13 protein-coding genes are annotated in these 12,684 nt (G+C 34.8%); 11 read left to right on the top strand and 2 right to left on the bottom strand.

Annotated features, from left to right (window positions below; translation table 11 throughout):
• The first annotated feature begins 2 nt into the window (after positions 1 to 2).
• The 3 genes from NTZ27_08105 to menE are packed head-to-tail and all read left to right on the top strand — an operon-like array spanning position 3 to position 3,420.
• Positions 3 to 902 (top strand): 1,4-dihydroxy-2-naphthoate polyprenyltransferase, encoded by a 900-nt coding sequence (locus NTZ27_08105; protein ID MCX6174695.1) that lies wholly within the window; start codon positions 3 to 5, stop codon positions 900 to 902.
• Entirely contained in the window at positions 899 to 1,966 is a 1,068-nt protein-coding gene (gene menC / locus NTZ27_08110; GenBank protein ID MCX6174696.1) for an o-succinylbenzoate synthase, read from the top strand. Before NTZ27_08105 ends, menC begins: the two co-directional genes overlap by 4 nt.
• The gene (gene menE, locus NTZ27_08115; protein ID MCX6174697.1) at positions 1,963 to 3,420 is read left to right on the top strand and encodes an o-succinylbenzoate--CoA ligase; all 1,458 of its coding nucleotides are present in this window, start codon (positions 1,963 to 1,965) and stop codon (positions 3,418 to 3,420) included. Before menC ends, menE begins: the two co-directional genes overlap by 4 nt.
• Here menE and NTZ27_08120 read toward each other — a convergent pair.
• Complete coding sequence (locus NTZ27_08120) at positions 3,407 to 3,808, bottom strand: thioesterase family protein (protein ID MCX6174698.1); 402 nt, start codon at positions 3,806 to 3,808, stop codon at positions 3,407 to 3,409. The genes menE and NTZ27_08120 overlap by 14 nt on opposite strands.
• A gap of 97 nt (positions 3,809 to 3,905) precedes the next feature.
• Here NTZ27_08120 and NTZ27_08125 point away from each other — a divergent pair, with 97 nt between their 5' ends.
• Entirely contained in the window at positions 3,906 to 5,183 is a 1,278-nt protein-coding gene (locus NTZ27_08125; GenBank protein MCX6174699.1) for a toxin-antitoxin system YwqK family antitoxin, read from the top strand.
• Here the strand turns inward: NTZ27_08125 and NTZ27_08130 are convergent.
• Positions 5,176 to 6,249 (bottom strand): saccharopine dehydrogenase NADP-binding domain-containing protein, encoded by a 1,074-nt coding sequence (locus NTZ27_08130; GenBank protein MCX6174700.1) that lies wholly within the window; start codon positions 6,247 to 6,249, stop codon positions 5,176 to 5,178. The two genes, NTZ27_08125 and NTZ27_08130, sit on opposite strands and share 8 nt — an antisense overlap.
• Before the next feature lie 227 nt (positions 6,250 to 6,476).
• On the opposite strand from NTZ27_08130, the gene NTZ27_08135 reads away from it, so the two are divergent.
• The 7 genes from NTZ27_08135 to NTZ27_08165 are packed head-to-tail and all read left to right on the top strand — an operon-like array spanning position 6,477 to position 12,661.
• Complete coding sequence (locus NTZ27_08135; protein MCX6174701.1) at positions 6,477 to 7,496, top strand: hypothetical protein; 1,020 nt, start codon at positions 6,477 to 6,479, stop codon at positions 7,494 to 7,496.
• On the top strand, positions 7,493 to 8,296 hold the full coding sequence (locus NTZ27_08140; protein MCX6174702.1) for a glycosyltransferase family protein: 804 nt from the start codon (positions 7,493 to 7,495) through the stop codon (positions 8,294 to 8,296). The genes NTZ27_08135 and NTZ27_08140 overlap by 4 nt, the downstream gene beginning before the upstream one ends.
• Complete coding sequence (locus NTZ27_08145; GenBank protein MCX6174703.1) at positions 8,289 to 9,146, top strand: thiamine pyrophosphate-dependent enzyme; 858 nt, start codon at positions 8,289 to 8,291, stop codon at positions 9,144 to 9,146. The genes NTZ27_08140 and NTZ27_08145 overlap by 8 nt, the downstream gene beginning before the upstream one ends.
• Position 9,147: 1 nt before the next feature.
• Entirely contained in the window at positions 9,148 to 10,053 is a 906-nt protein-coding gene (locus NTZ27_08150) for a hypothetical protein (GenBank protein MCX6174704.1), read from the top strand.
• Between the two features lie 35 nt (positions 10,054 to 10,088).
• A complete protein-coding gene (locus NTZ27_08155) occupies positions 10,089 to 10,445 on the top strand; it encodes a four helix bundle protein (protein MCX6174705.1) in 357 nt (118 codons plus the stop codon).
• A gap of 30 nt (positions 10,446 to 10,475) precedes the next feature.
• Positions 10,476 to 11,810, top strand: a complete 1,335-nt coding sequence (locus NTZ27_08160) for an aminotransferase class III-fold pyridoxal phosphate-dependent enzyme (GenBank protein ID MCX6174706.1) — start codon at positions 10,476 to 10,478, stop codon at positions 11,808 to 11,810.
• A 47-nt stretch (positions 11,811 to 11,857) separates the two neighbouring features.
• Positions 11,858 to 12,661 (top strand): SDR family oxidoreductase, encoded by an 804-nt coding sequence (locus tag NTZ27_08165; GenBank protein MCX6174707.1) that lies wholly within the window; start codon positions 11,858 to 11,860, stop codon positions 12,659 to 12,661.
• Positions 12,662 to 12,684 lie beyond the last annotated feature (23 nt).

The raw sequence follows: 12,684 nt of genomic DNA on the forward strand, positions 1-12,684 counted from the left end.
TTATGATCCAAACACAGACAAATACAATTTCAAAATTTGATGCATGGATTCTTGCAAGCCGTCCAAGAACATTAGCTGCAGCAGTTATGCCTGTAATAGTTGGTAGTTCTATAGCTCTCCGAGATGGCGTATTTCATCCAATAGCAGCCCTTGTTGCATTGTTATGTTCACTGTTAATTCAGATAGGAACGAATTTGGTAAATGATCTTTTTGATTTTTTACACGGTACAGATAAAAAAGATAGAGTTGGTCCTCAACGCGCAACAGCTTCAGGTTTATTATCCAAGTATGAAATGAAACTTGGAATTTATTTTACGTTTGGATTGAGTTTCATCCTTGGATTATATCTGGTTTATCTTGGCGGAATTTTCATTTTACTAATTGGAATTTTTTCTATTGTTGCCGGCATAGCTTACACCGCAGGACCGTTTCCGCTTGCTTATAACGGTCTTGGTGATATCGCAGTATTTATATTTTTTGGATTTGTCGGCACGGTAGGAACATATTATGTTCAGGCAAATGAAATTACTGCAATGGTATTTTGGTCATCAATTCCAGTTGGTGCGCTTATAACAAATATTTTAGTTGTAAATAATTACCGCGATCGCGAAGAAGATCACTCGAACGGAAAAAATACACTTGCTGTTATCTTTGGAGATAAATTCACCCGTATTCAATATGTTTTTTTTATGATTGTCTCTTATACAATTCTGTTTATTGTTTATTTCACATTTAAGAAAAGTCTTTTGATATTTCTCCCTCTCCTTTCTCTTCCTCTATCAATCAAATTAGTTCGGATGATTTTTACTTTACGCGGCAGAGAATTGAATAAGACACTTGAATTAACGGCTAAATTATCTGCCTTGTACGGTTTGCTATTTGCAGCCGGGATTCTTTTATGATAATAAAAGATTTCAAATACTTCCCTTTTTCACTTCAACTCAAAATTCCTTTTCGATCTTCAGCTCAAATAATTAAACAAAGAAACGGATTTATTATTTCTCTACGTGATGAATTAGGAAATCAATCTTTCGGTGAAGCTTCTCCACTTTCCGGATTTAGTAAAGAAACTCAAAATGATCTAATCCAAAATTTATCGGAAATAAAATCCAAATCTGCAAATCTATTTCTTAAGGAAGATCTTTCAATGATCAATGATCAACTCTCAACTTTCGAGTTGGTTCCGTCTGTTCGTTTTTCTCTTGAACAGGCACTAATAAGTCTCATAATAAAAAGAAATAAAAAATTTATTGAGGAATATTTTAGCGCTACTAAACAAGAAATCAATGTAAATGCTGTGTTTGGATTTGGAGAAAGCAAAAATATTTTTACTGCGATTGAAAAAAAACTACAAATCGGTTATAACACTTTTAAGATTAAAATCGGCAGAGAAAATTTTGAAGATGATATTATATTAATAGATGAAGTCAGAAAACGATTCGGCAAGAGTATTACAATTCGTTTAGATGCTAATGGAAAGTGGAAATTTGAAGATGCAAAAAATTATTTAGAACGGCTTTCTCCTTCCAACATTCAATACATTGAAGAACCGTGTACTAATTTGAACAAATTAATAAAGCTTGCTGAAGTTTCACCAATTCCAATTGCAGTAGATGAATCGCTGATATCTATAGGTGAGGCTCTAGAAATTATAAATAACAGCAAGATCGAAATAATCATTATAAAACCGATGGTGTTAGGAGGATTAATTTCTTCATTTAGAATAATTAAAGAAGCTGAAAAGAAAAATAAAAAAGTAATTATCTCGTCCTCATTCGAAAGTGCAGTTGGGAAAAGCGGATTGGCTTTACTTGCCGCAATTACAAATCATAATTTTGCTCACGGACTTGATACATCAGAATTTTTCGAGAAAGATATTTGTGCAGATTCGTTCAAAGTAGAAAAAGGAAAGATTACTTTTACTCTCGAAAACTATCCGCCACAGTTTAATTTGAAGTTCACATGATCACGATTAGCAATAAAGAACATTGGTTATACGAACAAGCAGCTAAACGCCCAAACGACAGAGCAATCCAAACAGAGCAAAGTTTTGTTTCATATCAAAAATTTTTTGAAGCGAGCAATTTGACAACTAATTATCTGCTGACATTAGATATTAAAGAAAATGATCATGTTGGGATTTTATGCAGACACACTTATGATTTTTTTGTATTAGTAAATGCACTATGGTTTATACGGGCTATTCCGGTTCCTCTAAATTCAAGAAAGACAACAAATGAAATTGAAAATGAAATCCGTCTTGCTGATATAAAATTTTTAATTATTGACGATGTTCTCAAATTACAATTCTCAACTTTGAATTTTCAGAACGTACTCAACATGAACATAATTATGAGACATGAAACACGAAATCATAATTTCATAATTCATAACTCAAAATTCAAAATTCATAATTCTGCATTAATAATGTTTACTTCCGGCAGCACAGGAAACCCTAAAGCAGTTGTTCATTCATTTCAAAGTTTGTACGAAAGTGCTCAAGCATTAGATTCTTTCGCTCAATTATCATCAGGAGATATTTGGCTCGCCTCATTACCGTTATATCATATCGGCGGATTCATGATTCTTTGCCGGTCATTGCTATCTGGTAGTTTAGTTGTATTCCCTGCATCTCCAAAATTTGAAGACATCAATCAAACAATCAAACAGTCAGACCCTACACATATTTCATTAGTGCCCACAACTCTAGATCGTTTACTCAAAGAGAATATCTCCCCCAACAAAAATCTCAAATATGTTTTTCTTGGAGGTAGTCCTTCTCAAACCGAATTAATTACGGAAGCTGTAAAAAAATCATGGCCGATAGTAAAAGTTTACGGCTCAACGGAAACGTGTTCTATGATAACAGCACTTCATCCGGATGAAATAAAATCTAAATCGGATTCTTCAGGAAAACTTATCGGACAGAACAAGATCAAGATCATGAGCAAGAACAAGAATGATTTTGGCGAAGTTGTTGTTTTTTCAAAATCTCTTTTTAAGGAATATTACAACGATTCACTATCAACCAACAGCAAATTTAAAAACGGATGGTACTTCACTGGCGATTTTGGGCGAATAGATAATGAGGGTTATCTTTATATCGAATCTCGCCGGGACGATCTGATAATTTCAGGCGGAGAAAATATTACTTCATATGAAGTTGAATTAGCAATAAAAAAACATCCATTTGTTAAAGATGTATTTGTGTTCGCTCTTCAAGATAAAAAATGGGGACAAATCGTTTGCGCAGCAATTGTATCAGAAACTATTTCAGAAGATGTGATAAAAGATTTTCTTAAAGAGAAAATTGCTTCGTATAAAATTCCCAAGCGTTTTTTTATTATTGATGAAATTCCAAGAAATGAAATGGGAAAAGCAAATAGAACTGAACTATTAAAACAACTTAAGCTATGTTAGATTTTAACTTATCGTAACATTCTTTTGGCAACTCAATCTTTTTAAATTGTTCTTTCAGCACACAAACATGAACGGTTTTGGCAATTGCTGTAAATGTACCGTCATTTTTGTAAAATTTATAACTTATTTCAAAAGAAGAATTTTTTAGAAGACTAACAATAACATCAATTCGAAGTTCATCGCCAACTTTTATCGGTCTAACATAATCGGCTTCAGCATGAATGATCGGCAAGATGTATTCCTTATCAAAAAAATAATCTCTTTCGGTGTGGAAACTTCTCATAAGATCTTCGTATGCAGCGTGAACGTATTTAAATAAACTTGCATAAAAAATAATCCCTGCCGGATCGGCATCATAAAAATAGACTTTCACTTTTGTCGTGAACATTGTTTTTCTCTTTTATTACTGTAAATTTAATCAACTCTTATCCATTTCACATTAACTTTTTTGTGATTAATTTGGTACAAAATTTTTACGCGAAATGATGCAAATAAATAAAATCAAATATTTTATTGCAATAATATTCTTGATCGTCCCGTATTTATTATCTGCTCAGAGTGAGATCAAAAGAGGATATTATTCAAACGGTAAACTTAAATCCGAAGGCACAATTGATAACGGTGTAAGGAATGGTCTATATAAAGAATTTTATGAAAGCGGAAAACTTTGGAAGGAATGGAATTTTGAAAACGGAAAGGAAGAAGGACTTTCAGTTTGGTATTTCGAAGATGGTAAGAAAAGTATGGAATGGAATTACCGCAGCGGAAAGCTCGAAGGGAAATCCAAATGGTATTATGAGACAGGCGAGCTTTGGGCAGAACCGGTTTATGTGAATGATGTTCAAGACGGTTTTAGCAACACTTATTATAAAAGCGGTAAACTTCAGGCGGTCTGGAATTACAAGAATGGTAAACTCAACGGTGAATCAAAAATATTTTTTGAAAATGAAAAAGTTGAAGTAGAACGTAATTATGTTAATGATAAACTTGAGGGGAAAAGCAAAGTCTATTATGATTTTGGAACAATTGCTTTAGATGCAAATTACAAGAACGATCAACTCGAAGGAATATCTTACCTCTATTATCCCGACGGTAAGATTAAAGTAATAGATACCTACGAAAACGGTCAAATCATTAAGCGCAAACGATTTGATTACGGCGCTAAGGTCAGTAAAGTGGAAGAGAATTTTGATGAATACTGGGATGAAGGTACATTGAAAAGACAAGTTACTTTCAGAGAAGGAAAACTTGACGGATTAATAAAAGAATATTACGCCAGCGGATTTATCAAAGCTGAATTAAATTATAAGCACGGTTCTTTAGAAGGCGAAAGTAAATATTACAACGACGGTGGAACTCTTGCTGAGATTGCACAATACATTAGCAATATGAAGAACGGGATGACGACAAAATTTGATAAAGATGGTGTTAAAACGTCAGAAGAAAACTACACAAATAATTTGCGCGAAGGTTCAGCAAAAACTTTTTATCTTAGCGGAGAAGTTGAATCCGAACAGATTTACCGAAACGACAAACTAAACGGAATTGTAAAATTCTATTCAAAGTCCGGATTGCTAAATGCTGAAGTAGAATATCATAACGGATTGAAAGACGGAATTACAAAATATTATTTCCCAAGCGGTAATCTTTCCGATTTCCGCATTTATAAAAATAATTTGCTTGATGGAAAATGTTTTATGTATGATGAAAATGGAAAAATTATTTCCTCATCAGAATATAAAGAAGGAGAGCTTGTTAAATAATTCTTTCAATAACAAACTGATCCATAAACTTACTTCCGAATGCAAGTGACGGAGTGTAGGTTCCGGGTTTAAGTGTATTTTTCAAAACTCTTTCTACACTCTCAGCGGCTCCAATTGCGGTTAGATTGTATCCTTCCATAACTTGATAAACTTCTTCAATCATTTTACCCTTTGAGTTTTCTACTCTGCCCCAGATATACGTTTTAGTCGAATCGCGTTTTGATTTATTAGGACCCGTTAAAGTTTTCTTCATAAATATTGCTACAATATTTTTCATTAAAGGCATCTTTAAAATTTTCAAAAAGAAAAGAACAAGTGATTTTGCTTTAACCATTAGTCGCGGCAAAGCAATATAAACTTCCACATTTGGGATTTTTGTTGATTGATACGATGAATAAACATCGCCCCACGGAATTGAAAGTCCGCAAAACGAAAAATTTTTTATTTTAATATCAACCGTAAACTCGCCAATATTTGATTCTATCATTTTTCCATCGCGGCGTATTCTTCCGGTTCCGCCAAGAAATTCCAAAGTTGTTAACCAAGTTCCGCGAGAAATTTTTCCTCCCTTGTTTGAAAATCCTAATTTCAAATATGTTGCATCCGGCATTTGTTCGCTTAATCGCTTGGCAAGACAATCAGAGGGAATAATATCGAATCCCACACTTGGTAAGAATACAACTCCCGCCTCTTTCGCTTTTTGAGATAAGAAAAATGCCAGATACATTGACGGAATCTCTCCGGTTATATCAAGATAGTTGCATTTGCATCGTAAGCATGCTTCCATTATTTCTTTTGCAGTGAACTTAAACGGACCTGCACAATTTAAAATAGTATGTACTCCGTTTAATGCGGCATCTAATTTTTCATTATCATAAAGATCAACCGCTTTATATTCACAATCATATTTACGAGAAAGTTCTTTCAATGCTGGTTCATTTCTTCCGGAAAGAATTGGTTTTATACCTCTAGAAATCAGTTCTTCAATAATTAATTTCGCAGAGTATCCATTCGCTCCATAAACTAAAACAGATGGTGATGTAACTTTCATTATTAATGCTTTCATTTTTGATGTGACATAATAAATAAAGCTTTTGAATCTTTCAATTCGTTTACAAACTCAATATCCATCTTAGACAGGAAATAATTAAATTTATATTGAAAGAATGAGAAAAAATTGACTAAATCTTTGTAAAATTTCTCTTCTTAACAATTTGTTAACCAATTTTTAACAATTTAGTAACAGTTAAATCCTAATTTTGCAGTGTTTTTACAAATAGCTATTGAATGAACATGGATAAGAAGAAAATTCTTTTCATTTGCGGATCACTTAATCAGACTTCGATGATGCACCAAATCTCGCAACACTTGCAAGATTTCAATTGTTTCTTTACACCATACTACACCGATGGATTTATAAACTATCTTGTCAGCATTGGGTATATAAAATTTTCAATTCTCAACGGACAATTCCGGCTGAAAACAGAAGACTACCTTCGTAAAAATAATCTTAAACTTGATTACCGCGGAGTCAGCTATGATTATGATTTGATATATACATGCGCTGATTTGATCATGCCTAAAAACATCCGCAAGAAAAAAGTAATTCTTGTTCAGGAAGGTATGACCGATCCGGAAACATTAATTTTTCATATAGTTAAGTATCTCAAACTTCCGCGTTGGCTTGCAAGCACTTCAACAATGGGAATGTCGGATCAATATACTTTATTCTGCGTTGCTTCCGAAGGTTATAAAGATTTTTTTATCCGCCGGAAAAGTGTTAAGCCGGAGAAAATTATTGTAACCGGAATTCCGAACTTTGATAACCTGCAGCAATTCACAAAGAGCGACTTCCCGCACAAAAATTTTGTCCTTGTAGCAACTTCCGATGCGCGCGAAACTTATAAAGTTGAGAACAGAAAAAAGTTGATCAACGATTGCGTAAAAATTGCAGCAGGGCGGCAGCTTATTTTCAAACTGCATCCAAACGAAAATATTGAACGCGCAACACAAGAGATTAATAAATATGCACCCGGCGCCCTGATCTACACAAGCGGAAATATCAATTACATGATTGCCAACTGCGATGCATTGATCACTCAATTTTCTTCTACAGTTTATGTAGGCATTTTGTTCGGCAAAGAAGTTCATTCCGCTTTTAATATTGAAGACCTGAAACGAATGATGCCGATTCAAAACAACGGAACATCAGCAGAAAAAATTGCACGGATTGGAAAACATTTACTTAATTATCCGGACACTTCCTTAAATGAGATTCGCAAAAACTTTGAGTACAATTCTAATATAAGATGAAAATTATAACAGTCATACAAGCACGAATGTCATCAACCCGGTTGCCCGGTAAAGTGATGCTGCCGTTATTAGGTAAACCGCTTTTGATCCGTATGATTGAACGTGTTAACGCAGCAAAACTTGTCGGTAATGTAATAGTTGCTACATCAACAAACGCCGATGATGACAAGATTGAAATTTTATGTAATCAAAATAATTTAATTTGTTCACGCGGACATCTAACGGATCTTCTCGACCGGCATTACCAGGTTGCAAAACAATTTAATGCAGAAGCTGTTGTAAAAATTCCTTCCGATTGTCCTCTCATAGATCCTAAAGTGATTGATAAAGTTATTAAGCATTACATTAATTCCGATGAGTTTGATTTTGTTAGTAATCTACATCCGGCAACTTATCCTGATGGAAATGACGTTGAAATATTTTCTTTCGAATCACTTGAGTGTGCATGGAAAGATGCAACAAAAGATTACGAACGTGAGCATACAACCCCGTTTATTTGGGAACACCAAGATGTTTTTTGTGTTGGAAATGTTACTTGGGAAACCGGGTGTGATTTTTCTTCTACTCATAGATGGACGATTGATTTCCCGGAAGATTACGAGTTCATAAGAAAAGTTTATGATGAACTCTATTCAAATAATCCCGCTTTTAGTCTGAACGATATATTAACTTTGCTGAAACAAAAACCGGAAATCGCAGAAATAAATCAGCAGTATCTCGGTAAATACTGGTATGAAAACCATCTTGATGAATTAACTCACATTGACGAATACAAAAATAAAATCAAGAAAAATGAATAAGAAAAAATTAAAAGATCTTGAGCAGACGGCTTTACGTGTACGTGAGCATATTATTCGAATGAGCGGCAGCGGCGGATGTTTTATCGGCGCATCATTATCATGTACCGATCTTATCGTTTATCTCTACAAAGAATTTTTAAATGTCTCACCAAAAAATTTTCAAGATCCGAAACGTGATTATTTTTTCCTTTCGAAAGGACACGATGTTCCTGCTCTTTACGGAACTTATGTTGAGCTTGGCTGGCTTGAAGAAGGAAGATTAAAGAATCATCTTAAGACAACCGACAACATTTACTGGCATCCTAACCGTAAAATTCCCGGCATTGAGTTTCATTCCGGTTCACTCGGACATAATCTTTCAGTTGCAATGGGTGTTGCAATTGATTGCAAGTTACGTAAACAGAAAAATAAAATTGTGGTTGTTGTTGGTGATGGAGAACTTAACGAAGGATCCATGTGGGAAGGCTTGCTTGTTGCCTCTGCATATAAACTTGATAACCTTTATATAGTTGTTGACCGGAATCATTTTCAGGCTAACATGCAGACTGAAGATTTGATCCCACTTAAACCGTTAAATAAAAAATTGGAGTCGTTTGGATGTAAAGTAAAAAAAATTAACGGACATAATTTTGAACAAATGAAGAAAACTTTTTCGAAAATCCCATTTGAGAAAAATAAAGTCTCGGTAGTAATTGCTGAGACTGTACGAGGTAAAGGTTTACCAAGTATTGAAAAGCGAGCTGACCGGTGGTTCGTAAATTTCAAAGAAGAAGAGATTGAACAACTGTTAAAAGAACTTCACGGCAGTAAAAGAACAAAGTTAACTTCAAAAACTATTGTGGCGAGATAAGATGACTTACGAAGATTTAATATTTGAACTGGTCAATAAAGATGATCGCTACATGATCATGACTTCCGAAAACAGAGCGGCAATGAGAAACATTACGGCTAAAATCAAAAATAATTTTATCGATACCGGAATAACGGAACAGACATTAATCGGAATGGCAGCAGGACTAGCATTACGCGGTAGAATTCCAATCGTTCATGCACTTGCAACATTCTTAACTATGCGCGCATTTGAGTTTATACGAACAGATATTGGAATCGGAAATCTGCCGGTTAAGATTGTCGGCGCTGTTCCAGGATTTTTATCAGACGGCAACGGACCAACTCACCAAGCAATAGAAGATGTTTCTATCATGCGCGGCATCCCGAATGTAAATGTATTTTGTCCGGCAGACGAAGATGACATGCTGAAATGTTTACCAAAAATTTTTGAATACTCTTCCCCATTTTACATACGTTATAACAATACAAAACCGGTTGTAGAGCACGGCAAATTTGAATTTGGTAAAGCAGAAATTTTTGGCGACGGAAAAGATGTAGCAATTCTTGTTTATGGATTTCTTTTCGGACAAGCATTCAAAGCAAAAGAGATTTTAGAATCAACGGGCGTTTCTGTTAGACTTATAAACATCCGCACACCAAAACCGATTGATGAAGATGCAATTTTGAAAGCTGTCGATGAATGCAAACTTATTGTTACTATTGAAGATCATTTTATAACCGGCGGACTATATTCAATTCTAGCCGAAGTGCTTTTACGAAACAGAAAAACTGCTAATGTTCTTCCCTTTGCTTTCATGAACAAATGGTTCAAGCCGGGTTTATTAAATGACGTTCTGGAGTATGAGGGATTTACTGCAGAACAGATAACTCAAAAAATTATTAAGCAGTTAGCTTTTAGCCATTAGCTTTTAGCTTCTTAAAAATTAAATGGGAGGGTATTATGAGAGATTTTAGAAAATTAAAAATTTGGGAAAGATCTCATGCGTTCACACTTAACATTTATAAGACAACTAAGTCTTTCCCAAAAGAGGAATTGTATGGAATCACTTCTCAATTACGACGAGCTGCGGCTTCAATACCAACTAATATTGCTGAAGGCTGTGGTAAACAAACAGAGAAAGATTTCGCAAGGTATATAAGTATATCAGCTGGATCAACTAGTGAAACGGAATACTTACTTACATTATCAACTGATTTAAAATATTTGAATGAATCTCATTCTAAAGAGCTGATAATCGAGATAAACGAAATAAAAAAAATGTTAAATGGACTTTTAATAAAAATTGCTAATAGCTAAACGCTAACAGCTATTAGCGGAGTTTTTTCAATGGCTAATAAATTATCTCTAAACAACAATTTCCCTGAAATAAAAAAATCCAACGAGCTTTACAATCGTGCACTAGGATTAATTCCTTCCGTTACCCAAACACTTGCAAAAGGTCCGGGACAATGGATAAACGGAGTTGCACCGAAATATTTGGTAAGAGGAAAAGGCTCTCATGTTTGGGATGTTGATAGTAACGAATATATTGATTACATGATGGGTGTTGGTCCTCTATCTCTTGGTTATGCTTATACAAAAGTTGATGAAGCAATTAAAAAACAATTGGAAGACGGAATTACATTTTCAATGATGCACCCGCTCGAAGTTGAAGTTGCTGAAATGATTCGGGATATTATTCCGAATGCAGAAGCAGTCCGTTACAGTAAAACCGGGGCTGATGCAACAAGTGCTGCTGTCCGCCTTGCTCGTGCCTATACGGGAAAAAATAAAATATTATGCTGCGGTTACCACGGCTGGCATGATTGGTATATCGCAGTTACCGCACGCAATCATGGTATTCCCGAAGCAGTGCAGGCTCTTTCATTTACATTTAATTATAATGATATTGATTCTGTAAAGAATTCAATTGATGACGATGTTGCTGCAATAATTCTTGAGCCGGTTGTGTTCGCTGAACCGAAAGATAACTTTCTTCACAAGCTTGCAGAGTTATGCGAACAAAAAGGAATAGTTTTGATCTTCGATGAAATGTGGACGGGATTTAGAATGGCTCTTGGAGGCGCTCAAGAATATTTTGGAATTACTCCCGATCTCGCAACATATTCTAAAGCAGTTGCTAATGGTATGCCGATTTCAATTCTAACTGGCAAAAGAAAAATAATGGATCTTGCAGATGAAGATATTTTCTTTTACACAACTTTCGGTGGTGAAGCTTTATCTCTTGCGGCAACTAAAGCGACAATTAAGGAATTACGTGATAAGAATGTGCCAAAGTTTTTAAATGATCAAGGAAAAAAATTAAAAGACGGATATAATTCTATTGTTAATAAATTGGGATTGGATTTCACAAAAACAATTGGCTACAATTGGCGTTCGATAGCAACGTTTGATGAAAAAGCCGGGGATCCGCTAATTCAAAAATCTTTGATGCAGCAGGAAATGATCAAACGCGGAATTCTCTGGCAAGGATTTTTTAATATGTCATTCTCACACAGTGATACAGATGTTGATTACACACTTCAAGCTTTGGAAGAATCTCTTTTAATTCTGAAAAAAGCTGTTCAAGAAAATAAATTAAAAGAATCATTACACGGGATTCCTGTACAACCTGTGTTTAGGAAAGTTGATAATTTTAATATGAAGCCAATGAAGAAATAGTCAGCGTGTAGAACGAAGAACGTTGAGTTAATTGAAGGATTTTATAAATGGAATTGTTTTCACTCAAAAATAAAGTTGCAATTGTAACCGGTGCATTAGGATTAATCGGGAAAGAACATTGTAAAGCATTAAGCGAAGCCGGTGCAAATGTTATTGTTGCAGATCTTAATGAAGTCAAGTGCATAGAATTTGCAAAGTCGCTTCAAACAAAATCGCTCTGTTTAGAACTTGATGTTACAAATTCGGATTCAATTAAAAATTTGCGGGATAAAGTGCTGAATCAGTTCGGACATATTGATATCCTCGTTAACAATGCAGCGATAAACGATATGTTCGAAAATCCAAAAGTTGCAACCGAGCAATCAAAGTTTGAAAATTATCCGCTTGAGCTTTGGCAAAAATCAATTGATGTTAACTTAACCGGAATATTTTTGTGTTCGCAAATTCTTGGAACTGAAATGGCAAAACAGAAAAGCGGAAGTATTATTAATATAGCTTCTACATACGGCATTACGGCACCTGACCAATCGCTCTACATAAAAAAAGATGGGACTCAATCATTCTTCAAACCGCCTGCTTATTCTGCTACTAAAGGCGCAGTTATAATGTTTACTAAATATCTTGCTGCTTATTGGGGAAAAGACGGCGTTCGTGTAAATACTTTAACGCCGGGCGGAGTAGAAAATAATCAAGATGAATTCTTCATCGAAAAATATTCTTCTAAAACTCCTTTAGGAAGAATGGCAAAACCGACGGATTACAAAGGCGCATTAATTTTTCTTGCAAGCGACGCATCAAGTTATATGACGGGAGCTAATTTAATAGTAGATGGCGGTTGGACTTGCTGGTAAATAAATAAGGTTAATCATAATGA

The organism is Ignavibacteriales bacterium, from assembly GCA_026390775.1.
In the GTDB taxonomy this organism is placed as follows: Bacteria; Bacteroidota; Ignavibacteria; order Ignavibacteriales; family Melioribacteraceae; genus Fen-1258.